This window comes from Ruegeria sp. AL2 (genome assembly GCF_056540845.1).
The window spans coordinates 241,269-263,076 of record NZ_JBQFXM010000005.1 but is presented as its reverse complement, the minus strand read 5'-3'; the positions used below and the strand labels follow the sequence as shown (position 1 = coordinate 263,076).

At 59.2% G+C, this 21,808-nt stretch carries 24 protein-coding genes and 2 pseudogenes; 15 read left to right on the top strand and 11 right to left on the bottom strand.

Features of this window, described 5'->3' with window-relative positions; translation table 11 throughout:
• Positions 1-87, top strand: a pseudogene (locus tag ACR0ID_RS10010) (IS5/IS1182 family transposase); the annotation flags it as partial.
• An 11-nt stretch (positions 88-98) separates the two neighbouring features.
• Here the strand turns inward: ACR0ID_RS10010 and ACR0ID_RS10005 are convergent.
• Positions 99-1,190, bottom strand: a pseudogene (locus tag ACR0ID_RS10005) (alpha/beta hydrolase); the annotation flags it as partial.
• 120 nt (positions 1,191-1,310) lie between these two features.
• Between ACR0ID_RS10005 and ACR0ID_RS10000 the strand changes: the two are divergent.
• The gene (locus ACR0ID_RS10000) at positions 1,311-1,511 is read left to right on the top strand and encodes a hypothetical protein (protein WP_480518643.1); all 201 of its coding nucleotides are present in this window, start codon (positions 1,311-1,313) and stop codon (positions 1,509-1,511) included.
• 61 nt (positions 1,512-1,572) lie between these two features.
• Here ACR0ID_RS10000 and rpe read toward each other — a convergent pair whose 3' ends face one another.
• Positions 1,573-2,262 carry a ribulose-phosphate 3-epimerase gene (rpe, locus tag ACR0ID_RS09995; RefSeq protein ID WP_480554578.1) on the bottom strand — a complete coding sequence of 230 codons (690 nt, stop codon included), beginning with the start codon at positions 2,260-2,262 and terminating at the stop codon, positions 1,573-1,575.
• A 162-nt stretch (positions 2,263-2,424) separates the two neighbouring features.
• Between rpe and phnC the strand changes: the two genes are divergently transcribed.
• The 4 genes from phnC (at position 2,425) to phnE (ACR0ID_RS09975) (ending at position 6,528) form a co-directional block, all read left to right on the top strand.
• On the top strand, positions 2,425-3,246 hold the full coding sequence (phnC, locus tag ACR0ID_RS09990; protein WP_480605142.1) for a phosphonate ABC transporter ATP-binding protein: 822 nt from the start codon (positions 2,425-2,427) through the stop codon (positions 3,244-3,246).
• A gap of 67 nt (positions 3,247-3,313) precedes the next feature.
• Positions 3,314-4,216, top strand: coding sequence for a phosphonate ABC transporter substrate-binding protein (gene phnD, locus ACR0ID_RS09985; protein WP_480605140.1), 903 nt, complete (start codon positions 3,314-3,316; stop codon positions 4,214-4,216).
• Positions 4,217-4,282: 66 nt separating this feature from the next.
• A complete protein-coding gene (gene phnE / locus ACR0ID_RS09980) occupies positions 4,283-5,164 on the top strand; it encodes a phosphonate ABC transporter, permease protein PhnE (protein WP_480605138.1) in 882 nt (293 codons plus the stop codon).
• Positions 5,161-6,528: a phosphonate ABC transporter, permease protein PhnE gene (phnE, locus tag ACR0ID_RS09975; protein ID WP_480605136.1), complete on the top strand. Its 1,368-nt coding sequence runs from the start codon at positions 5,161-5,163 to the stop codon at positions 6,526-6,528. Before phnE (ACR0ID_RS09980) ends, phnE (ACR0ID_RS09975) begins: the two co-directional genes overlap by 4 nt.
• A gap of 202 nt (positions 6,529-6,730) precedes the next feature.
• Here phnE (ACR0ID_RS09975) and phnF read toward each other — a convergent pair whose 3' ends face one another.
• Entirely contained in the window at positions 6,731-7,441 is a 711-nt protein-coding gene (phnF, locus tag ACR0ID_RS09970) for a phosphonate metabolism transcriptional regulator PhnF (RefSeq protein ID WP_480518651.1), read from the bottom strand.
• 103 nt (positions 7,442-7,544) lie between these two features.
• Between phnF and phnG the strand changes: the two genes are divergently transcribed.
• From phnG to phnN, 8 genes are read left to right on the top strand one after another with little or no spacing between them, the layout of a single operon-like run.
• Positions 7,545-8,003, top strand: coding sequence for a phosphonate C-P lyase system protein PhnG (gene phnG, locus ACR0ID_RS09965; RefSeq protein ID WP_480605134.1), 459 nt, complete (start codon positions 7,545-7,547; stop codon positions 8,001-8,003).
• Positions 8,003-8,578: a phosphonate C-P lyase system protein PhnH gene (phnH, locus tag ACR0ID_RS09960; RefSeq protein WP_480605132.1), complete on the top strand. Its 576-nt coding sequence runs from the start codon at positions 8,003-8,005 to the stop codon at positions 8,576-8,578. The genes phnG and phnH overlap by 1 nt, the downstream gene beginning before the upstream one ends.
• A 3-nt stretch (positions 8,579-8,581) precedes the next feature.
• Positions 8,582-9,673: a carbon-phosphorus lyase complex subunit gene (locus ACR0ID_RS09955; protein ID WP_480605130.1), complete on the top strand. Its 1,092-nt coding sequence runs from the start codon at positions 8,582-8,584 to the stop codon at positions 9,671-9,673.
• Positions 9,670-10,515: an EamA family transporter gene (locus ACR0ID_RS09950; RefSeq protein WP_480518659.1), complete on the top strand. Its 846-nt coding sequence runs from the start codon at positions 9,670-9,672 to the stop codon at positions 10,513-10,515. The genes ACR0ID_RS09955 and ACR0ID_RS09950 overlap by 4 nt, the downstream gene beginning before the upstream one ends.
• A gap of 3 nt (positions 10,516-10,518) precedes the next feature.
• Positions 10,519-11,379, top strand: a complete 861-nt coding sequence (locus ACR0ID_RS09945; protein WP_480605128.1) for an alpha-D-ribose 1-methylphosphonate 5-phosphate C-P-lyase PhnJ — start codon at positions 10,519-10,521, stop codon at positions 11,377-11,379.
• Positions 11,376-12,146, top strand: a complete 771-nt coding sequence (gene phnK / locus ACR0ID_RS09940; RefSeq protein WP_480518663.1) for a phosphonate C-P lyase system protein PhnK — start codon at positions 11,376-11,378, stop codon at positions 12,144-12,146. The genes ACR0ID_RS09945 and phnK overlap by 4 nt, the downstream gene beginning before the upstream one ends.
• Positions 12,147-12,168: 22 nt before the next feature.
• Positions 12,169-12,852, top strand: a complete 684-nt coding sequence (phnL, locus tag ACR0ID_RS09935; RefSeq protein ID WP_480605126.1) for a phosphonate C-P lyase system protein PhnL — start codon at positions 12,169-12,171, stop codon at positions 12,850-12,852.
• The gene (gene phnN / locus ACR0ID_RS09930) at positions 12,849-13,397 is read left to right on the top strand and encodes a phosphonate metabolism protein/1,5-bisphosphokinase (PRPP-forming) PhnN (protein WP_480605125.1); all 549 of its coding nucleotides are present in this window, start codon (positions 12,849-12,851) and stop codon (positions 13,395-13,397) included. The genes phnL and phnN overlap by 4 nt, the downstream gene beginning before the upstream one ends.
• Here the strand turns inward: phnN and ACR0ID_RS09925 are convergent.
• Positions 13,379-14,062 carry a DUF1045 domain-containing protein gene (locus ACR0ID_RS09925; protein WP_480605123.1) on the bottom strand — a complete coding sequence of 228 codons (684 nt, stop codon included), beginning with the start codon at positions 14,060-14,062 and terminating at the stop codon, positions 13,379-13,381. The genes phnN and ACR0ID_RS09925 overlap by 19 nt on opposite strands.
• Before the next feature lie 52 nt (positions 14,063-14,114).
• Here ACR0ID_RS09925 and ACR0ID_RS09920 point away from each other — a divergent pair, with 52 nt between their 5' ends.
• Positions 14,115-15,257 (top strand): alpha-D-ribose 1-methylphosphonate 5-triphosphate diphosphatase, encoded by a 1,143-nt coding sequence (locus ACR0ID_RS09920; protein WP_480605122.1) that lies wholly within the window; start codon positions 14,115-14,117, stop codon positions 15,255-15,257.
• Here the strand turns inward: ACR0ID_RS09920 and ACR0ID_RS09915 are convergent, their stop codons facing one another.
• From ACR0ID_RS09915 to ACR0ID_RS09885, 7 genes are read right to left on the bottom strand one after another with little or no spacing between them, the layout of a single operon-like run.
• Positions 15,258-15,734: a class I SAM-dependent methyltransferase gene (locus tag ACR0ID_RS09915; RefSeq protein ID WP_480605120.1), complete on the bottom strand. Its 477-nt coding sequence runs from the start codon at positions 15,732-15,734 to the stop codon at positions 15,258-15,260. It lies immediately after the preceding gene.
• A 10-nt stretch (positions 15,735-15,744) separates the two neighbouring features.
• The gene (locus ACR0ID_RS09910; protein ID WP_480554560.1) at positions 15,745-16,500 is read right to left on the bottom strand and encodes a polysaccharide deacetylase family protein; all 756 of its coding nucleotides are present in this window, start codon (positions 16,498-16,500) and stop codon (positions 15,745-15,747) included.
• Positions 16,497-17,639, bottom strand: a complete 1,143-nt coding sequence (locus ACR0ID_RS09905; RefSeq protein ID WP_480605119.1) for a glycosyltransferase family protein — start codon at positions 17,637-17,639, stop codon at positions 16,497-16,499. Before ACR0ID_RS09905 ends, ACR0ID_RS09910 begins: the two co-directional genes overlap by 4 nt.
• Positions 17,636-18,220 (bottom strand): histidine phosphatase family protein, encoded by a 585-nt coding sequence (locus ACR0ID_RS09900; protein WP_480605118.1) that lies wholly within the window; start codon positions 18,218-18,220, stop codon positions 17,636-17,638. The genes ACR0ID_RS09905 and ACR0ID_RS09900 overlap by 4 nt, the downstream gene beginning before the upstream one ends.
• Positions 18,217-19,293: a glycosyltransferase family 4 protein gene (locus ACR0ID_RS09895; protein ID WP_480605116.1), complete on the bottom strand. Its 1,077-nt coding sequence runs from the start codon at positions 19,291-19,293 to the stop codon at positions 18,217-18,219. The genes ACR0ID_RS09900 and ACR0ID_RS09895 overlap by 4 nt, the downstream gene beginning before the upstream one ends.
• The gene (locus ACR0ID_RS09890) at positions 19,293-20,540 is read right to left on the bottom strand and encodes a glycosyltransferase family 4 protein (protein WP_480605114.1); all 1,248 of its coding nucleotides are present in this window, start codon (positions 20,538-20,540) and stop codon (positions 19,293-19,295) included. The genes ACR0ID_RS09895 and ACR0ID_RS09890 overlap by 1 nt, the downstream gene beginning before the upstream one ends.
• Positions 20,537-21,751, bottom strand: a complete 1,215-nt coding sequence (locus tag ACR0ID_RS09885; protein ID WP_480473823.1) for a glycosyltransferase family protein — start codon at positions 21,749-21,751, stop codon at positions 20,537-20,539. Before ACR0ID_RS09885 ends, ACR0ID_RS09890 begins: the two co-directional genes overlap by 4 nt.
• Between the last annotated feature and the right edge of the window lie 57 nt (positions 21,752-21,808).

Genomic DNA, 21,808 nt, shown 5'->3' with positions numbered 1-21,808 from the left:
ACCCGCTACGACAAGACCGCAGAAAGCTTCCTGGGATTCATCGATATAACGTCCATCCGACTTTGGTTTCGCCATTTGTCAACATGACCTAGTTGGACAAATGACGCGTTTGGGATTTCTGAGGCCAGCAGCTTCCCCTCAGAAAGTGGTGCCACAGCGTCCATATCACTGTGGAGCACCAAAGTCGGTACTGTGACATCCGGCAACATATCGATTACGTTAATATCGTCAAACATCGCGCGAAATTGGGCAATATTTTCAGCTGGCCCGCAAAGCTTCTGAAATTCGTTGAACCATTGTGTTTCTTCTTTGGTGGCATCCGGCATGAACATCGTTGTCAAAATTTGGCGGATTGCCGGGTTATCGTTACCCCAACTGGTACGGATCAGTTTTACGAGGGCTTCGCTTTCTTCAAATTCAACTTCATTTCCACGTTGTCTGCGTCCCCGCGGATACCCCCCGCTGAGGATAAGGTGGGAAATGCGTTCGGGATGTCGAAGAGCATATGCCACCGAAACGGACGCACCCTGTGACAATCCCAAAACTGCCACGTTTTTAAAGCCGTAGGCGTCGACGACAACTTCCATGTCATCGACCATGCGGTCAAAGCTGATGTCGACATCTTTCCATTGAGACATCCCATTTCCGCGCTGATCATAACGGATGACAGAGAAATGTTGTGAAAGGTGTCGAATATAGTCGCCAAAAGCTGGGCTTTGCCAGTCTTGCTCTAGATGTGTCATCCAGCTTCCTGAGATCAGCAAAGGATAACCTTCACCAGAAACGGTATGAGCTATGGATGTTCCGTCATAGGAACGACAGAACTTTACTGGCGGCAAAGAGGACGGTTGACCATTTGGAACTCCGTTGCCTGAGCTTGGCTCTTCATCCGGTTTTATGGATATCGCGCCTAATAGGCGGAAGCCACGTCGCCCCACGGTCTCTAGATAGAGCGGATTTTTGGCGCTATCGCCGAGCGCTTTTCGGATTTCAAAGATGTATTCCCGTACCAGATCCGGGTTCACGTTCAAATCCTGCCAGACCGCCGCTAGAATTTCTTCCTTGGACAGAACGACGCCTGTCTGAGAAATCATAAAGGCCAGAACTTCGGATGCTTTGAGTGACACTGAGGAATTACCCTGGTCCGATGAAAGTGTGCCATCGTCTGGATTTAATTCCCATTGCCTCATGCAGGCCTCCATCGTTGTGTTAAAATTCAACGATATAACAACGATAAGTCAACGGTGCCGTTGTTCGTGAACGGGTAAGCTCAATCGCGAGGCTAACCGGGACTGAAGATAATGCCACAGATGTCGACAAATAATTTGCACCCGAAAACTGCTATCGGCCAACCCGAAACTGCCACTGAAGCTGCCCTTTTGTTGCTACGTATCGCAGATGAGTTGGAGGGAGAGATTTGCCGCGCGCTTTTGGATGGGGATGTTGATTTGGCTCAGCGTTTGGCATTGCCGCAAGCGCGGTTGAAAAAGCTCAGCCCGTTTCTGCGTTAGTCGAAACCGGCTGAGCTTTAAAACAAGTGATTTCCAGCGTGCTAATAAACGGACGCCAGTTTTAGCCCAGAGAGGTTTCCGCCGCTGCCCGAACGGCCCGGATGTTCTGACCGTATACCTCGGGTTGATCCACCGAACCGCCCTTGAAGACAGCCGACCCTGCGACCAGCACATCAGCCCCCACTGCGGCAACAAGGGGTGCTGTCTGGGGATCAACACCGCCGTCGATCTCGATATGCACCGGGCGGTCACCGATCATCTGGCGCAATTTGCGGATCTTGCTGGTCATGTCGATGAACTTCTGGCCACCAAAGCCGGGGTTCACGGTCATGACGCAGACCAGATCGGTGAGGTCCAGCAGGTGTTCGACCGCCTCAGCCGGGGTGCCCGGGTTCAAGGCGACGCCTGCCTTCATGCCTGCGGCGCGGATTGCTTGCAGCGTTCGGTGGGTGTGGGCCCCCGCCTCGACATGCGCGGTCAGAATGTCGGCGCCTGCATCAGCGTAGGCCTGGATGTATGGATCGACCGGCGTGATCATCAGGTGCACGTCCATGACCGTCTTCACATGCGGGCGGAACGCTTTGACGGCTGGCGGGCCAAAGGTCAGGTTCGGGACGAAATGGCCGTCCATTACGTCAACATGGACCCAATCCGCGCCCTGCGCTTCGATGGCCTGAATTTCCTGCCCGAAATTGGCAAAGTCGGCGGACAGAATGGACGGCGCGATCTTGATGGTGCGGTCAAAGCTCATATTGGCCTCGTGTCAGCTGAAGAGTCGCGGATGCGTATACCCGTGAGGCGGGGCGATGGATACCCCCCCGCGCGCCGGGGCGTTACAAAACTTTCACTACGCTGACACATATCCTTTGAACGGCATCTGTAGCAGTCCGCCAACACGAATTGGGGGTGGCACGTGCTGCGTATCAAGAAACTGACCAAACGCTTTGGTGACAATGTTGCCGTGAATGCCGCGACGCTGGATGTGGACAGGCCATGCATGATCGGGATCATCGGACGGTCGGGCGCGGGTAAGTCCACCCTGCTGCAGATGATTAACCGCCTGACGGATGCCAGCGAAGGCGAAATCCTGTTTGAGGGTCGGGACATCACCCAACTGAAAGGCCGTGAGAAACGCGCCTGGCAGGCTGATTGCGCGATGATCTTCCAACAGTTCAACCTGGTGCCGCGAATGGATGTGGTTTCGAACGTGCTGCATGGCACGCTCAACCGTCATTCGACGCTGGCCGCTATGTTCAACCTGTTCCCGATGGATGAAATTCACCGTGCCATCGACATTCTGGACCGGTTGGGAATTGCGGAACACGCTCCGAAACGGGCCGAGGCCTTGTCGGGCGGCCAGCAACAGCGCGTGGCGATTGCGCGGGCGCTGATGCAGGACCCGAGGATTATTCTGGCGGATGAACCAATTGCCTCGCTGGACCCGATGAATGCACAGGTGGTGATGCAGGCGCTGCGCCGCATCCACGAAGAAGATGGCCGTACCGTCATCGCCAACCTGCACACGCTGGACACAGCACGTCGCTATTGCGACCGCGTGGTTGGGATGCGCGACGGGCGCATCGTCTTCGATGGGCTGCCCGAGCAACTGACCACAGGCGTCGCCCGCGAGATCTATGGCGCCGATGCCAGCTTCTCGGAAGAAGCGACATCAACGGAAATCGAAACGCTCGACGCCACGCGAAAGGCGCTGATGGAAGCAGAAGCAACCATCTGAGCCATCCCAACCCCTTTCATCGCCCGGCCCGGTGAGAGGCCGGGGTTATCAAACTGGAGAGAGACAGATGAAAAAACTGATTGCTGCCTTGGTCGCATCCACAACACTGGCTGCACCGGTCATGGCCGAAGAAATCAGCGAATTCCGCATCGGCATTCTGGGTGGCGAGAACGCTCAGGACCGGATGAGCAAAAACGAGTGTCTGCGCGAATACACCGAAGAACTGTTGGGCGTTCCGACCAAACTGTTTGCCCCTGCCGACTATAACGGAGTGATTCAGGGGCTGCTGGGCGGCACGATTGATGTCGCCTGGCTGGGTGCGTCGGGCTATGCCAAAACCTATCTGAGCGACCCCGACGCGGTTGAGCCGGTACTGGTCAAGGTGAACACCGATGGCGGCTACGGCTATTACTCGGTTGGGTTTGCACACAAAGACAGCGGCATCACCTCACTTGAGGACATGAAGGGCAAGGTTTTCGGCTTTGGCGACCCGAATTCGACCTCGGGTTATCTGATCCCGTCGATTGAGATTCCCCAGGCCACCGGAGCAACCATGGAGTCGGGTGACTATTTTGCTGAGGTGAAATTCACCGGCGGTCACGAGCAGACCATCGTTGCGGTGAACAACGGTGACGTAGATGGCGGTGTGACCTGGGCCGATGGTCTCGGCGAGTGGGAAGACGGCTATCAGTCGGGCGCACTGCGCCGCGCTGTGGATGCTGGTCTGGTCGACATGAACGATCTGGTCGAGATCTGGAAATCGGCACCGATCCCGGAAGGTCCGGTTGTACTGCGCAAGGCTCTGCCCGAGGATGTCAAAGCTCAGGTTACCGAACTGTGGAACACGCTGGATGAAAAAGACCGCGAATGTTTCTACGGCGTGGCCGCGGGTGAGGCCAAGAGCTTTGATCCTATCACGCATGAGGCCTACGAGGTCATCATCGAAGCGCGCAAGCTGAAGTCCAACTAAGACTGCATATCCAATGATCGGGGTCTGGCGATGTACCGGACCCCGTTTTCCCTTCAGGAGCATTCCATGACAGACCTTACCGCAGGGTCCTTATCCGTCGATCAGATCCGCAACGACTATACAGCGATGACACGGCGCAAGCGGGTCTATGGTGGTATCCTCCTGATCCTGTTCCTGTCGTTGATGGCGGCAGGGTTTCGCACAGCCGACAATCGGAATGCCGGCAGCTTTGTCGATGGCTGGCACCGTATCCTTGATTACCCCACAGAGGTTCTGTCCGAAGCGGGGGAAAAGATTGCCGAAATGCCAGCCAATCTGGTCTCGTTCTTCCCAGCCCTGGTCGAGACAATCAACATCGCGGCGGCGGCGACGCTTGTCGGCACAATTTTCGGAACGTTTTTCGCCCTGATGTCGACACGCGGCATGGCGCTGTGGCCGTCATTGATCCCGCTGTTTCGCCGAATATCAGACATCTGCCGCGCCATTCCCGAGATCGTAATTGCGTTGGTTCTGATCTTCATTCTGGGCGGTGGCCCGGTTCCCGCGATGATCGCCATCGCTATTCACACTGCTGGCGCATTGGGCAAGCTGTTTTCCGAGGTGAACGAGAACGCCTCCCTGAAACCGGTAGAAGGGCTGCATTCCGTGGGCGCCAATTGGTCACAGCGGATGTATCTGGGGGTGATCCCGCAGGTCGGGCCGAACTATGTCAGCTACGCGCTGCTGCGGTTCGAGATCAACATCCGTGCCTCGGCCATTCTTGGATTTGTTGGGGCGGGCGGTTTGGGTTACGAGCTGCGCAATGCCATGTCCTGGGGGCAGGGGCGTTATGACGAAGCCGCGGCCATCTTCATCCTTCTGTTCGTGACAATCGTGGTCGTCGACCAGCTGTCTGGCTACCTGCGCGACCGTCTGACCCACGGCTCGGAAAAAGGAGCTTTGGCATGAGCACCTTCGCAACCAATCTGACTGTCGATGACCTCAAAGCCGAAGCAGATCGCTTGTTCAACCGCAAGAGGCTGATGAACTTCGGGTTGCCTGCTCTGGTTTTCGTCTATTTGGTCTATGTCTTTTTTGCTTTTGACGTGTCGGGCCTTGTGGGGCGCGCAAACTGGGCAAATGGCAAGACGCTGGTGGCTGACAGCTATAGCTACAAAACGCATGTCGCGCGGGATAATCGCACCGGTGAAGTCTCTGCCGCCATCGAAGGTGAGCGCAAGGGCGCTTATCCTGATGGTCAGGCCCCGGAGTGGGTGGCACTGGGCGAGACGACTGTGATCGACCTTGAAAAGGGTCATGTCGTGCGTTTCGGCGCGCAGACGGTGGAATATGACATTCCCGGCTATGGCACCATTCGCGCGACACCCACGCGTTCGGCCGGTGTACAGGCGGAGTTGCCGGAGGGCGAAGTTCCTGAGTGGATCAACGTCTCCAAGAACCGGCTGTCTGTGTCCACGGACGCAGGTCGTTTGACTGTCACCCGCAACCGGTCCGAGGTGTTCCGCTATTTCACAGGGTGGGAATTGTTCTGGTTCACGCTGGACAGTCCTTATTTTGGCAAGTCCTTCCCGGTACTGGCCGGACGCGCGGTGTCGGGCGAGGCGGGTGCGATCTTTAATGATTTCTGGACCAACAAGATGTGGCGCCATCAGGATGTGGCCTGGGCCATCTTCGAGACGATGCTGATGGCATTTCTGGGCACGTTTGGCGCGGCGATTGTGGCCCTGCCATTGGCCTTCCTTGCGACGCGCAATTTCAACCGGATAACATCCATCCGCTTTGCTACGCGCCGTGTATTCGACTTTGTGCGCGGCGTGGATGCGTTGATCTGGACTGTGGTTCTGGCTCGCGCCTTTGGTCCCGGCCCGTTGACCGGTGCGCTTGCCATTCTGGTGACGGACACCGGAACATTCGGCAAGATCTTCTCGGAAGCGTTGGAAAATGTGGATCAGAAGCAGATCGAAGGTGTGCAGTCCACGGGTGCAAACGCCCCGCAACGGTATCGGTTTGGCGTTATCCCTCAGGTTACGCCCGTTTTGCTGAGCCAGCTTTTGTATTTCCTCGAATCCAACACCCGCAGTGCGACGGTGATCGGTGCAATCACGGGCGGCGGCATTGGGTTACTGCTGACGCAGGCAATCATCACGCAGAAAGACTGGGAAGAGGTCGCCTATTACATCATCCTGATCATTCTGATGGTGATGCTGATGGATTGGTTTTCGGGCTGGCTGCGCCGTCGTCTGATCGAGGGTAAGGCGGGTAAAAAGCGCTGGCCGCGCACGCCCGACCCCAAACCGTTCCTGTTGCCCTGAACCGGGTTTGGAGTGACAAGAAAACAGCTCGGTTCAGTGCGGCGCAACCGTTTGAAGAAGCGTCACAGAGCTTATTCCATTACCGTTCATCCCATATTCAGAATAATGCTGACCCGAAAGGCAGCTGAACCGATTTTCGCACCATGCCCAACGGGATGCGACCCCCGGCAGGAGGTCGAGGTCGAGCGGCAGGGGTTGTGGTTTACTCTTCGTTCAGCGTCAGCGTGACACGCTCACCAGCAAATACGGTTCGGCCATATTCGACGGGTCTGCCGTCCGGGTCCGCGTTGATGCCGACCGAAAACAGCACCGGGGCACCTTCAGACAGTTGCAGGTGAAGGGCTTGCGTTGCTGTCGCGCCGCGCGCGGTCAATCGGGTCGAGATGCGGGTGTAGTCCGCGATACCGCTGCGTTGCAGGGCTTTTGTTACTGACTGGGTCTCGGTCAGCGCCTGTAACAGGTTTGGAAAGCGTTCTGCCGGGAAGACGCTTTGAAAAACGGCTATGGGCTGCCCATCCGCCAGCGATAACCCGTCATAGACATGCACCGGGTCGCCTTTGCTCAGACCCAGTGCTTCGGCCTCGGCTTCATCTGCCGCGCGTGTCGTCAGGGCCAGAATTTTCTTTCCCGGTATCTTGCCGCTGGCCGAGACGTTCTTGTGATATCGAACCCTTTTGCCAATCGGATAGTCGGTTGGCCGCGCGGCCACAAAAACGCCCGCACCGCGCCGGGCATGAACCAGACCTTGTTCCGACATGTCGGCCAATGCGCGCCGTACTGTGTGGCGATTGACACCGTATTTGGCGGCCAGCTGCGCTTCGGTCGGCAGGCGGTCACTGGTTTGATACCGCCCTTCGGCAATGTCCGAGGTCAGGCGCAAGGCGATGCTTTTCCAGATCGGCGTTTTGCTCATGTCATCAAATCTTCACACAGTTGGAGATTGCGTGTTGCGCGCACGCAGGCTAATATTTGTCTAGTTGTATAGTTCAAATAGACAACTCGGCCAAGAGGCTTTGATGACAGATCAGACAGAATTCGCGGCCGAGGGGCGCAGGGATTGGATGGGTTTGCTGGCCCGTGCACCTGACGACACCCTGATGACCTTGTGGGATGGGATTGAGACCCGCCCGAGCTTTGACTGGCTGCGCCGCCCTGAGGTCGGGAGCGTGATGGTGCGCGGTCGCACCGGTGGTACTGGAGCGCCGTTCAATATGGGCGAAATGACGGTCACGCGCTGTTCTGTGGAGTTGCAGGATGGAACGGTTGGTCACGGTTATGTTCAGGGCAGGTCGAAACCCAAGGCCGAAGCCGCAGCATTGATTGATGCGATGATGCAGACCGCGGCGGCAGATGAGGTGCAGAGGCGGCTGCTCGACCCGCTTCAGCAACAAATGCAGGCGGTCAAAAGCACACGCGCGGCCAAGGCAGCGGCCACCAAGGTTGAGTTTTTCACGCTGGTTCGGGGGGAAGATTGATGGCCGTGCAAACACAGTTTTCCGGTGGCTTTCAAAACGCACCAGTCGATGCCGCATACGCGTTCCGCGCTGCGATGACCGTCATGGCACGCCCGGGCGACATACGCGTCCTGTCAGGCGGCGAACCTCCTGCGCCCCTGTCGGTGGCGGCTGGTACACTGCTGCTGACGCTGTGCGACCCTGAGACCAGGGTTCATCTGGCCGGAGGCACCGATACCGAAGCAATCCGCAATTGGCTGACTTTCCACACGGGCGCACCGCTCGTATCCGCAGCAAAGGCTGATTTTGCCGTTGGCACATGGGACGCATTGGGACCGCTTAACGCCTATCGCATCGGAACGCCGGAATACCCGGATCGTTCTGCAACCCTGATTGTGGAATGCGACCGGCTAGAGCAGTGCGGTGCCGTTCTGAGCGGCCCCGGCATCAAAAAGACCGCGTGCTTGTCGCTGCCGGATGTTCCGGCGCTTCAGGGGAATGCGATGCTCTATCCTCTGGGGTGCGATTTCTTTTTTACCTGTGGCAACAGGGTTGCGGCCCTGCCCCGCAGCACGCAGATCACGTCGGAGACCTAAGCGATGTATGTTGCTGTCAAAGGGGGCGAAAAAGCCATCGAGAACGCCCATGCCTGGCTGGCCGAAGAGCGCCGGGGTGCGACCGATGTGGCTGAACTGAGCCTTGCGCAGATCCGGGAACAGCTGAGCCTTGCAGTGAACCGGGTCATGGCGGAAGGTTCGCTTTATGACCCCGACCTGGCTGCGCTGGCGATCAAGCAGGCGCGGGGCGACCTGATTGAGGCGATCTTTCTGATCCGCGCCTATCGCACGACGCTGCCGCGTTTTGGCTACTCTAATCCGGTCGAAACGGGTGAGATGGCCTGCGACCGCCGGATTTCGGCCACGTTCAAGGATGCGCCCGGAGGGCAGGTTCTGGGGCCGACTTTTGACTATACGCACCGTTTGCTGGATTTCAAACTGGCCGCGGATGGTGATGTCCCGAATGCTCCGGAAGGTCCTGCGCGACAGGAACCGACGCCGCATATCACCGAATTCCTGAAGGACGAGGACCTCATTCAGGACGAACCGGCAAGTGATGAAACCCCCGGCGACCTGACGCGCGAACCGATGGAATTCCCTGCCAGTCGCCCGTTGCGCCTGCAATCGCTGACACGCGGAGATGAGGGTTTCGTGCTGGGCATGGCCTATTCCACCCAACGCGGTTACGCGCGCAACCACGCGTTTGTGGGTGAATTGCGGATCGGCAAGGTTGCGGTTGAAATGGACATCCCCGAGTTGGGGTTTACCATCGATATCGGCGAGGTCGAACTGACCGAGTGTGAGACGGTGAACCAGTTCAAGGGTTCAAAAACCGAGCCGCCTCAGTTCACGCGCGGTTATGGTCTGGTCTTTGGTCAATCCGAACGAAAGGCCATCGCGATGGCTTTGGTTGATCGCGCGCTGCGGTGGAAGGAACTGGGCGAAGACTATCTGGGCGCGCCTGCGCAGGATGAAGAATTTGTTCTGAGCCACGCGGACAACATTCAGGCGACCGGTTTTCTCGAACACATCAAGCTGCCGCATTACGTGGATTTCCAGTCCGAGCTTGAACTGGTCCGCAAACTGCGCCGCGAGGCTGACGCGCGGATCACGTCAAAGGAGGCTGCGGAATGAGCGGGTTTGTCTTTCTGGTGGTAATGCTGGCAGCGCTGCTGCACGCCACGTGGAACGCGTTGGTCAAGGGTGGGTCGGACAAAAGCGCCGCGATGACGGCTGTGGTGATGGGGCAGGGGTTGTCCGGCCTCCTTCTTCTGCCGTTTGCCCAGCCGCTCGATTGGACGTGCTGGCCCTACCTGCTGGCAGGCATCGGGCTGCATCTGGGCTATCAGCTGTTTCTGATTCAGGCCTACAAGATCGGCGACCTGACCCAGGTCTACCCGATCGCACGCGGTGCCTCGCCGCTCTTGGTTGCGCTTGGTACGGCGCTGTTCTTTGGGGTTACGTTCAGCCAGGCCGAGCTATTGGCGATGGCAATGATCTCGGTCGGGATCGCCTCGATCGCGCTGGTGCGGCGCGCGGATGGCAATTTCAACATGGCTGCTGCAGGGCTGGCGCTGATCACTGGGTTGTTCATCGCCGCCTATTCCATCGTCGACGGGCAAGGCGCGCGCATTGCGGGAACAGCACTGGGCTTCTTCGGCACGCTGACGGCGGCGAATGCGCTGGGCTTTGCCCTGGTGGCGCGGGTTGCGCGACAGGGGTTGTTGCGGCGGGCAGCCAGCCTTTGGCGGCTGGCGGTCCTTGGCGGCGCGGCCTCATTCACCGCCTATGTTCTGGTTGTCTGGGCTTTCACCCAAGCGCCCATCGCGTTGGTCACTGCCTTGCGCGAGTGTTCGATCATCTTTGCACTGATCATCGGCGTGACCTTCCTAAACGAAAGGCTCGACCTGAAAAAGGTCGCCTCAACCGCGCTGACCCTTGCGGGTGCGATCCTTCTGCGCATGAGCCGGAGTTGACCCATGTCTGACTACAACTTCGCCTATCTAGACGAACAAACCAAACGGATGATCCGCAGGGCCATCCTGAAGGGCCTCGCTATTCCGGGGTATCAGGTGCCCTTTGCCAGCCGTGAAATGCCGATGCCTTATGGCTGGGGCACCGGAGGGGTGCAGGTCTCGGCCGCGGCGCTGACGCCTGAGGATACGCTCAAGGTCATCGATCAGGGTGCGGATGACACGACCAACGCGGTGTCGATCCGCAAGTTCTTTGAAAAGACCGCAGGTGTGGAGACGACCGAGGAAACCGAGAAGGCGACGGTGATCCAGACCCGCCACCGCATCCCCGAGGCAAAGTTGCGCGAAGATCAGATCATCGTTTATCAAGTGCCGATCCCGGAACCTCTGCGCTTCCTCGAACCGCGCGAGACCGAGACACGCAAGATGCACAGCCTAGAAGAATATGGGCTGATGCATGTGAAGCTATATGAGGATATCAGCCAGCACGGGGCGATCTCGACCGCTTACGCCTATCCGGTGAAAGTGTCTAGCCGCTATGTGATGGACCCGTCCCCGATCCCGAAATTCGACAACCCGAAGCTTGAAATGGATGCAATCCAGCTGTTCGGTGCCGGGCGCGAGCAGCGCATCTACGCAGTGCCGCCACATACCAGGGTCGTGAGCCTGGACTTCGAGGATTACCCGTTCGAGGCCACCAAGGCCGATCATCCCTGTGACCTGTGCGGGGCCGAGGATAGCTATCTGGATGAAGTCATCATGGATGATGCGGGCAACCGAATGTTTGTCTGTTCGGACACTGATTATTGCCGGTCGCGCCGCGAAGCGGGCCATATGGGCCGACTGGCCGAGGAGAACGCGGCATGACCGCCCTGTTGCAGGCCAAGGGCATCGAAAAGCTCTATGGTGCGCGGATCGGATGCACGGATGTGACTTTTGATCTCTATCCCGGAGAGGTGATGGGGATCGTGGGTGAAAGTGGCTCGGGCAAGTCGACCCTGCTGAATTGTCTGGCCGGTCATCTGGTTCCTGATGCAGGGCAAGTGATCTTTGACACGCGCGCGAATGGGCCGGTGGATACGGTGACCATGTCGGAGCCCGAACGCCGGATGCTGAGCCGTACCGATTGGGCCTTTGTGCATCAGCATGCACGTGACGGGCTGCGGATGTCAGTTAGTGCCGGAGGCAATATTGGTGAACGGCTGATGGCCGTGGGCGAGCGCCACTATGGTGACATCCGAGACAAGGCCATTGACTGGCTGGGTCGGGTCGAGATCGAGGCGGCCCGCGTTGATGACCGGCCCACCGCGTTTTCGGGCGGAATGCAGCAACGTTTGCAGATTGCCCGCAATCTGGTGACCGGTCCGAGGCTGGTATTCATGGACGAACCGACCGGGGGGCTGGATGTCTCGGTTCAGGCGCGGTTGCTGGACCTCTTGCGCGGCTTGGTGCGTGAAATGGGGCTGAGCGCGATCATCGTGACCCATGACCTTGCCGTAGTGCGCCTGCTGGCCGATCGGCTGATGGTGATGAAGGATGGTCATGTGGTTGAGGCCGGGCTGACCGATCAGGTGCTGGATGATCCTCAACACGCCTATACGCAGCTGCTTGTGTCCAGCGTTCTGCAGGTTTGAGTATTTGGGAAAAGGTGAAGCAATGATTGAACTGATCAATGTGAGCAAAAGCTTTACCCTGCACAATCAGGGCGGTGCCGTTATCCCGGTGATGGAAGACGCGTCGCTGAAGGTTGAACCGAGTGAGTGCGTTGCTTTGACGGGGACGTCAGGCGCGGGCAAGTCCACGCTGATGCGCGTGATTTATGGCAATTACCTGGCGGCCTCTGGTCAGGTGTTGGTAGGAGGTCTGGACGTGGCAAAAGCCGAGCCGCGCCAGATCTTGACCCTCCGCCGGGAAACGCTGGGCTATGTCAGTCAATTCCTGCGGGTCGTGCCGCGGGTGCCGACGCTGGACGTTGTGGCAGAGCCTTTGCTGGCCGTCGGTTGCGACAGGACAGAAGCGCTGGAGAAATCCGCCGGGTTGTTGAAGCGGCTGAACATTCCTGAGCGCTTGTGGACCCTGAGCCCCACAACCTTTTCAGGCGGGGAACAGCAGCGGGTGAACATTGCACGTGGCTTTGCCCATGACTACCCGGTGATGTTGCTGGACGAACCGACGGCAAGCCTGGATGCGCAGAACCGCGAAACCGTGTTGTCGCTGATTGAAGAGGCAAAAGGGCGTGGCGCGGCGATTGTCGGGATATTCCACGACCTCGATGCACGTGAGCGTGTCTGTGACCGCGAAGTCAATGTCGCCGACTTCACGCCGGGACTGGTGGCATGACAGTTGCCCCTGTCATAGCGATTGTTGGCCCCTCGGGCGTCGGCAAAGACAGTGTTATGAAAGCGTTGGAGGCACAGGTGCGCGGCGCCCGGCGGGTGCGAAGGGTGATCACCCGCCCCGCAGGCGAAGAAGGCGAGGATTTCGACCGGGTTTCGGTCGCAGAATTCCAGCAGATGGAACAGGCAGGCGCTTTCGCGCTGAGCTGGCCCGCGCATGGTCTGTTCTACGGAATCCCTGCTGAGATTTTGCGACAGCGTCAGGGGGCGAATGCGGTTCTGGTCAATCTTTCTCGCCGGGTTCTTTTACAGGCGCAGAAGGTGTTTGGAGACCTGATCGTGATCTCTCTGACGGCAAATGCCGGAGTTTTGGCGCGGCGCCTGTCCGCGCGGGGACGGGAAAGCGCAGACGAGCAGGCGCGGCGGTTGTGTCGCGCCAACGCGGAGTTGCCGGATGGTCTGAACCGGGTCATCGAAGTCGACAATTCCGGCGCGCTGGAAGACACGGTCGCAGAAATCCTGCGCCGCCTTCAACTGGAAAGCGCGTAGCGATGGATCAGGTGAAACCACCCATCTTCCGTCTCGCCCATCAGGGCAAGATCAGTGATCTGGAAGGGCTGTGGCAGCAAAGGGCTCAGATGGGTTTGCAGTGCTTCTTGCGTTGCCCTGAGGGTCGGCTTGTCCAGTTTGCCGCTCAGCGTGATGTGAAATCGAAACGCGTCCAGCACGTAGGGATAGCCCCATTGGGTCAGATTAGCGTCCTGCTCGGGGGTCAGCCCGGCAGCGCGGCGGCGCGTCAGTTCAGCCTGAGTGGCAGGTGCGCGACACCGGTCGAGGTTGCGAACACAGGCCGCGGCCAGCGCATTCAACGCCTGCGTTTCACCCAGCGGGCACAGGGCCAGAAACCGGCCAAGGCGGGCAATTTCCAGACCATCGAGTGTGATGGGCTGCCGGTTTGCAGCCAGTGCTATGCACGCCTGGTGCAATGCGTCAAAGGTCAGGCCATCGCGCAACCGGAACGGCGGTTTCAATGTCGCGTGCAGCCCGTATTTGCGTGGCACATCTGTGACGGAGGCAATGTCGATGCCACCTATGATCGGATGCGCGACCTGCATTCCCTTTTCCATGTCCCAGCCCAGCCAGCTGGTCGCAAAATCCGTCCAGGCCGCCCCGGCGGGCGGCGCAAAATAGATCGCGTATCGCGTGAATGTCACATTGGCCTCCTATTAAGTGGCCTTCCAATACCTCAGATTGTGTGAAGTTCAGATGACAGAAGACTTGATCCTTGCCAATGCCACGCTTGTGTTGCCGAATGAAACTGTCACCGGCTGTGTTCGAATTGTGGATGACACTATCATCGAAATTGACACCGGGAGTGCAGTTCCCGCAGGTGCGATAGACTGCGAAGGCGACTATGTCAGCCCCGGTCTTGTCGAGTTGCACACGGATAATCTTGAACGCCATATTCAGCCGCGCCCCAATGTACATTGGCCCCATGCCGCCGCCATTCTGGCCCATGACGCGGAACTGGCCAGCGTGGGGATAACAAGTGTGTTCGATGCGATGCGGGTTGGTTCAATCCCGTCCGGCGCCGGACGGTACGGAAAATATGCCCGCGGCCTGTCGCGGGAGTTGTGGGAACTGCGCGAGCAGGATGCGCTTAAGATCAGCCATTTCCTGCATTTGAGGGCAGAGGTGTGTTCCGAGACACTGATCGAAGAACTGGACGAGTTTGGACCCGAGGATAGGGTCGGCCTTGTGTCCATCATGGATCACACCCCCGGCCAGCGTCAGTTTCGCGACATGGGCAAGCTGGAATCCTTTCTGAAGGGCAAATATGCAATGGACGATGATACGTTCTTTCAGCATGTGGCTCAGCTGAAAAGCCTACGTGATCGCAACGGCGATGTGCACGAGGTCGAAACCGTCAAGGCCGCGCGCCGATTTGGGGCCGTTCTTGCCAGTCATGACGATACGACCGAAGATCAGGTGAAGGTCTCGGCAGGTCACGGCATTCGGCTGGCTGAGTTTCCCACAACAGTGGAGGCCGCACGGGCGTGTCATGAACATGGTATCAAGGTTATGATGGGTGCGCCAAACGTTGTACGCGGTGGCTCTCATTCCGGCAATGTTGCGGCCCGAGAATTGGCCGAGCTTGGGCATCTGGACGTAATGTCCTCGGATTACGTGCCGTCCGCCTTGTTATTGTCTGCGGTCATGCTGGGTGAAATGTGGGGCGATATGGCGCGTGGGATGAAGACCGTCACATTGGCCCCGGCGCAGGCCGCCGGGCTGGAGGATCGTGGCGAGTTGCGCGCCAATGCCCGCGCCGATGTTATCCGTTTCCGGATGCGCGCGGGTGTGCCAGCCCTCAACTCGGTTTGGGCGCGCGGTCGCCGTGTGGCGTGATCAGGCCGTATAGAACAGGTAACGGTCCGGCGCGATCGTCTCAGGCCCTTTGATCTGGTTGAAGCCGACAAGGGGCTGGCCGGAAATCAACAACCCACCGGGCTGCATGACTTGCGCGATCAACGGGCTGAGGCGTGCGGCTTCGGCCACATCTTCGTGTTTGATGCCGCGTCCGAAATCATAATGAGCCAATGCGATCCTGTGCCCCTCGGCCATCAGCCTCCGCAGCATGGGTTCAGCTTCGCCTTGCAGGAAATCTTCGGCCGGTGGGGTGCTTTCGGGATGGCATTGCAGCACACGATCCATCACCCAGATCCGGCGGTGCGGCAGAATTTCTCGCAGGTGGTCATAGGTGCGACCATTGCCCAAACCCATATCCAGCACATCGCCGGGCTGGCCACTGATCTGTTCGGCTGCCCAGTTCAGCCCGTCACGTTGGGCCGTCAGTCGGCGCAGCATGGAATCCAGTCGGCTCATGACGATGTCCTCACTCGTTCTTTGGTGCGACCCAGGGTGTGGCAGGACCGTCCAGCAGATGTTTCAGCAACGCCTCGGTAAAGGCCCAGATGTCCTGATCATGGACCAGGTGATGGGTCAATACTCCAAAAGGCTCGGCGTTGTCTGCGCGGCCTTCGCGCCTGTCCCGCAGGAGGTTAACTGTCTGTGCGATCAGGCGGTCCGGAGAGATCAGACCGCATGAACCCCGCCAGTCAATCGGGTCAAGATGTGTGTTGACCTGCTCAAGCCCCGCTGCCGCCATTTTTGTTCTGCGGGGCGTTGCCGTTGAAAGAACGCGATACCCCAGCGATGGAAGATGTTCGATGACTTCTGGTGCAATGCGGTTCCACGGAGGGATAAACATCGGCCGCAGGGTGTTGCCGAACAAGGCGCCAAGGCGTGACAATCCTGCCGCGGCATCCGCGACAACCTGGTCCAACGGACGGTTGAGACGAAACTCGGCTTTCTTCTCACCGGCGGGCGCATGGTTCGTGTGGGACCAACCGTGGACCACAGGGATGAGAGTTTCGCCGTGCGCAACATAGTCGGCCAGCGCAGCGGTTGCCCCGTGCGGAATGACAGCCAGATGCACCGGCAGGCCTAACTGCGTGGCCAGATCGGACAGCCGGTCCAACTGTGGTGTCGGGTCGATCGCGTCATCGTCTCGCCACCACAACGGCAAGGAAAGGCCCGCTGCATGCCAATGGGTCAGCTCGACCTCAAGTGGGTGCCAGTCCGGGTTCATTTGCGCCGTTCCAGCAGGTGCTTGGCGATCTCCACGGTTTGGGCCGCGCCATCAAACCCGAAGTCCTGCTGCGCGCGGGGTCCATCTGAAATGACGCGCTCTACGGCCTGCGCCAACGCCTGCCCGCTCAGGGTTCGGCTGAGAAGCACCTCGATGGCTGGCAAACTCGATAGGCTTTGCCCACGCAGCCCCTGTTCAACCTCTTTGCCATCATCGAATGGGACAAAAACAGCGGGTGTTCCGCTTTGCAGAATATCCATGGCGGTGTTGTAGCCGCACATGCTGACCGATGCCGCCGCATGGGGCAGCATCTGGCGAAAATCGGGGCGCACAGGTTCCAGAATTGCCGAGGTTCCTTCAGCCAGTTGGGACAGCTCTGCGATCCTTGCCTTGGCATCCGTCCCGCCGATCAACAGGCGCCAGCGCCTGTTGGGCATCTGGCGGGCGGCCTCGATGGCCGCGCGAAAGATCGGTTGCCCCACAGAACCGCCGCCGGCGCTGACAAGGATTTCGCCCTGCCCAACGGACTGCGGATGCGGTAGAGGCAGTTCCGGCGCCACAAAGCCGGTATAATGCAGCCGTTCCGCCAATCGGTCCGACACCGGCCAACTGACCGAAAGCGGCGTGACACTTTCGGTCGAGTGAACAAGAATGCCGTCATAAAAGCGGGTGACGATATCTTCGGTACGCTGGGCCTTGGCAGGTTTGGATGGCGGGGCCAGAATATCGCGGATCGATCCCAGGATGACCGGAGGCTGAGGCAGGGCCCGTGCCGCATTCAGGCTCGCGTCGAATTCCGCTGCCAGCGACCGGCGGCCAAAGGGGAAAAGCTCGGTTATCAGGGTTTGCGGCTGAAAGCTGTTTACCGCCTGCACCATGGCTGTCACGCGCGCGCGATGATAATCAGCATCGGCCTCGGCACCGCTTTCAGTCAGAAGCCGCGTGAAATTGGCTCCATCCGATCTGAGCGGTGGCAAACCGAACAGGGTTAGCCCGCTGCTGTCTAGTTGAGGCGCAGGCATCCCGCCCGAGACGACCATGACCTCGTGACCGTCATCCCGGAAGGCCCGGCCCAATGTCAGAGCCCGGCTCAGATGCCCTGTTCCCAACAGGTGCGTGACAACGATCATCATCTTCATGGCAGCGGCCCATGTTTGATCAGGCGAACAGGGTCCGGATCTGCGGTCATCGTATTCATATCGACGATATACAGCCGATTGCGCTTGATCTTGAAGGGGGCGGGACCATCAAAATCCCAGCGCCACGCCTGGGCGAGAATGACCCGCATGATGCCAATATGGCAGACCGCGACTGTATCCTGCCGCAGCCCGGACACCCAGGGGTGCAGCCTGGTCCAGACCTCGGCAGGGCTTTCACCGTCAGGCGGGCGAAAATCCCAACTCCAGTCTTCGATATGGCGATACCCGCTGGTTTCATCGGCGATCAGGTCGACGCCTCGAAGTCCTTCCCAGTCGCCCCAATTCATTTCTATCAGCGCGTCCGAGGTTTTCGGGGCGCGCCCAGACACGATGCGTGCCGTTTCACTGGCGCGCAGCAACGGGCTGGACCAGATATCAGCGACGGCCCATGGATCAGGCAAGCGATACCCGGCCAGCTCAGACCGCGCGTCGTCATCCAGCGGAATATCGCTGCGCCCCTGAATGCGCCCCGCGCGGTTCCAGTGGGTATGCCCGTGGCGAAGTAGTGCAAGACGGGTCATGATACATCCTTCAACAAGGGCCGTAGATGCGCCCACAACCGCGCGGTCGCCTGAGGTATAAGATGACGCCGGGCCACATAGCTGCGCGCATTCTCCCCAAGCGCGTGGCGCTGCGCGGTATCCTCGAGCAGGTTTTGCATGTGATCGGCAAGCCCTCTGGCCCCAGCTTCAACCGGTGGGTAAACCGCAGGTGCCAGCACGTCCCGAACGCCGGGACGATCCTGTGCGACCACGGGCAGGCCTGTCGCCTGCGCCTCAAGATAGACCATACCATAGGCTTCGTTCACACCGGGCCAGACAAGCAGGGACGCCTGTCGGTAGATTTTCTGCAAGGCCACCCGGTCGAGCTGGCCCAGAAAGTGCACCCGGCTTCCGAACGGCGCCATCAGGGTTTCGACTTCAGGCCGCGCCGGACCATCCCCTGCGATGTTCAGGTTCCAGTCACATGTCAGGTGCGAAAGGGCCTCGGCCAAAATCCGGTAGGACGCCAGCTTGTCCCCATGCCGCATCATTCCGACAGTCAGCATGGGGCCGTCCCCGGTCGTAGCCACAGGCAACCCGGTTTCAGGCAGAAATGGCGGCAATTCAACCAGTGCCTGCTTGCCAAAACGGTCCCGTTCCAACGTAATCAGGTCATTGGCTGTGTGGTAGAATATGATATCCGCTGCATCACACGCCTGATGCGCCGCTTGGGCGAAATCGGCCCACGCCCCGTTCAGCCTGCTTGATGCGCGCGTGCTTTCCAGTTGCACATACGGGATGCCGCGCGCCTGGCAGACCTTGGGGCCCAGCAGGTCGGGTGCTTTGTAGTAATTGTGATAAGTCACCCAAAGATCTGTATCAAAGGGCAATTCGGCGCTCAGCCGCTGCGCTTCAATCTCAGCCGCGCGAACAAGGGTTCGCTGTAGGTCCCGGTCTCCGATCTTGTCGTAGATGCGCAGGTCCGAGGCCAGTTCGATCTTATCCCCTTGCGCCGCCAAGCCGAGCATAAGGTTTCGCGCCATTTCGCGGTCGCCCGAGGGTATCTGGCTGCCGGGGGATTTCATTGGCGCATAAAACGCGACCCGCGCCATTACGCGTCTTCCATGCTCAGGGTTTTCAGCCGTGCCGACAGCCGTAAAATACCGGGTTCCATTCGAAAATCTGCAATCAGGCGGTCATAGGCTGCACGCGCCATAGATGCTGCCGTTTCCGGATCAGCGGCCAAAGCTGAAATGGCTGAAGCCAATGCAGCCGGGTCGTCATCAGACAGCACGCCATGCGTTCCGGATTGGATGAATTCCGGGATGGCCGAAACCGGTGTCGACAGAATTGGCAACTGCTGCGATGCGGCCTCCATCAACACGTTCGGCAATCCATCCCGGTCCCCGTCCGCAGCAACACGGCTGGGCAAAACAAACAGGTCGGCCTTGCGCATGGCTTCGATCACCTCGGGCTGATCGCAGGCCCCCCTCCAGGTGATGCGGTCCACGATACCAGCAGCGCGCACCTGTTTGTGTAGTGAGTCCCCAAGACCCCCGCCGCCAATGTGGGTCCAATGCCAGTCCAGGTTTTCCGGCAGCAGCGTGAAGGCCGCAATAAGGCGGTCAAAGCCCTTCTTTTCAACCAGCCGCCCAACGGAAATCATGTGAAACGGATCGCCAGCGGCGCGTATCCTGCGCTTTGGCGGTTCGGGGAAGCGCGACAGGTCCAGGCCATGATAGATAAGGTCCACGCGGTTGGGATCATCAGCGAGGCTGCGCAGGTGTTCCGCGCCGATTGCCGTGCAGGTGGCTCCGAAAGCGGCCCCATATGTTGCAGCCTGCAGCTTTTCACGCTTTTCCCAGTCCGGTGAGGTCCAGATATCCTTGGCATGGGCGGAAAAGCTCCATGGCAGACCGCGCATGATGGCCGCATATCGGGCGACGGACGAGGGGGTGTGCATGAAATGGGCATAGAGCCCCTGCGTCTGGGCGGGTAACTCGGCGGCCAGAACACATGCTTGCCCAAACCGGCGGATGCGGTTCGGCGTGGGATCGCGGCGCAGGTCGTGCCGCCAGATCTTGTAGGCCTCGGCATAGCCGGGCAGGTCTTGGGCGGCAGTGCGGGCCGCCCACACCCGCTGTGGCTCCTCATGCAGGTATTCCGGCAGATAGCGAACCTGCCCCAAGAATCGATCGTGCAAAGGGTGACGTTTGGTGTCGGTCGGACGGCGCAGAGACCAGATGTCAAATCGGTGCCCGGCTTCCTGCAAGGCAACAAGTTCCTGAGCGATAAATGTTTCGGACAGTCGCGGCCAGCCTTTGACCACAACCGCCAGATTGGGAGAGGCCGAGTTCATCCAGTGGCTCGTTTCTGTTCCCGTGTCAGCAGGCTGTCAATGCGGTCGGTGACATAGTCCAAACCGTCCAGCAATCCACTTTGGATGGCATGCGACGGCACAGATTGGTGCGGCAGATTGCGGATGGCACGGATCATTGCGTCGGGTGTCAGGCTGTCGCGTCGTTCGTCCAGCATCTTGACCAGCCCCAGCTCTTCCGCGCGTGAGGCCCTTATCCACTGTTCCAGACGAGGTGTGGTGCGTGGAACAATGACGGCCCGTTTGTCGAAGGACAAAACCTCGCAAAACGTGTTGTATCCACCCATGCAGACCACGCCTTCGGCCCCTGCAAACAGCGTTTCGATCTGCGATTCAAATCCAACCGCAGTTACGCGACCATTCAATGCGGCAACCCGTGCTTCGAAATCGTTGCGCAATTCACCCGACAGGAATGGGCCATAGACCAACACGGCACGCGGCGACAGGTCTGGGTCTTTCTCGTAGGCGGACAGCACAAGGTTGACCAGCGCCTTACCATCGCCACCGCCGCCGGGTGTGATCAGGATATAAGGTTGCTGAGGCGGTTCCCCGACCGGGCCGAGATCGCGGCGCAGATATCCCGTCCAGTGAATACGCGATCGCGCTGACGCGCTCAGCCGCAATCCTTGCGTCGGATCGTAGATCGACTGTGATCCGTAAACCCAGATCTCATGATAGAACCGCTCGGTCGCTTCGATGGCTTCTTTGCGTGCCCATTCGGCGGCCAGCACTTCGGGTTCGTCCAGCACATCACGCAGGCCCAGAACCAGTTTCGTACCGCAATGGCGTTCGAGATATTTCAGTGTTGGCAACAGCTCACCCCGGAACCCTGTCGGTTCCTTGTCGACCACCAACACGTCTGGGTCGAACTGCTGAACCGCGGTCTGGATCAATCCCGCACGCAATTCGGTTACTTCGTCGATCCCCATTCCGATTGTGCGCGCGGCATACGAGCCGTCCGCACGCTTGGTCACACCGGGCAGGCGCACATGGTCAACCCGGCGCGGAAAAGTGAAACGGCCTGCCACGGGTGAACCCGTCAGGATCAGCGCCGAGGCGCTTGGGTCCGCCTGCGTGATTGCCGCAGCCAAGGCGCGGGACCGGCGCAAATGCCCCAGACCGAAAGTGTCATGGCTGTAAAACAGGATACGCGGCGCGCGGTCCGGTTTAGAATTGGTTGTGCCAAGGCTCATAGTGTTGCCCGTCTTCTTGATCCCAGAGCGAAATCCGCGCGTTCGCTAGCGTTACCG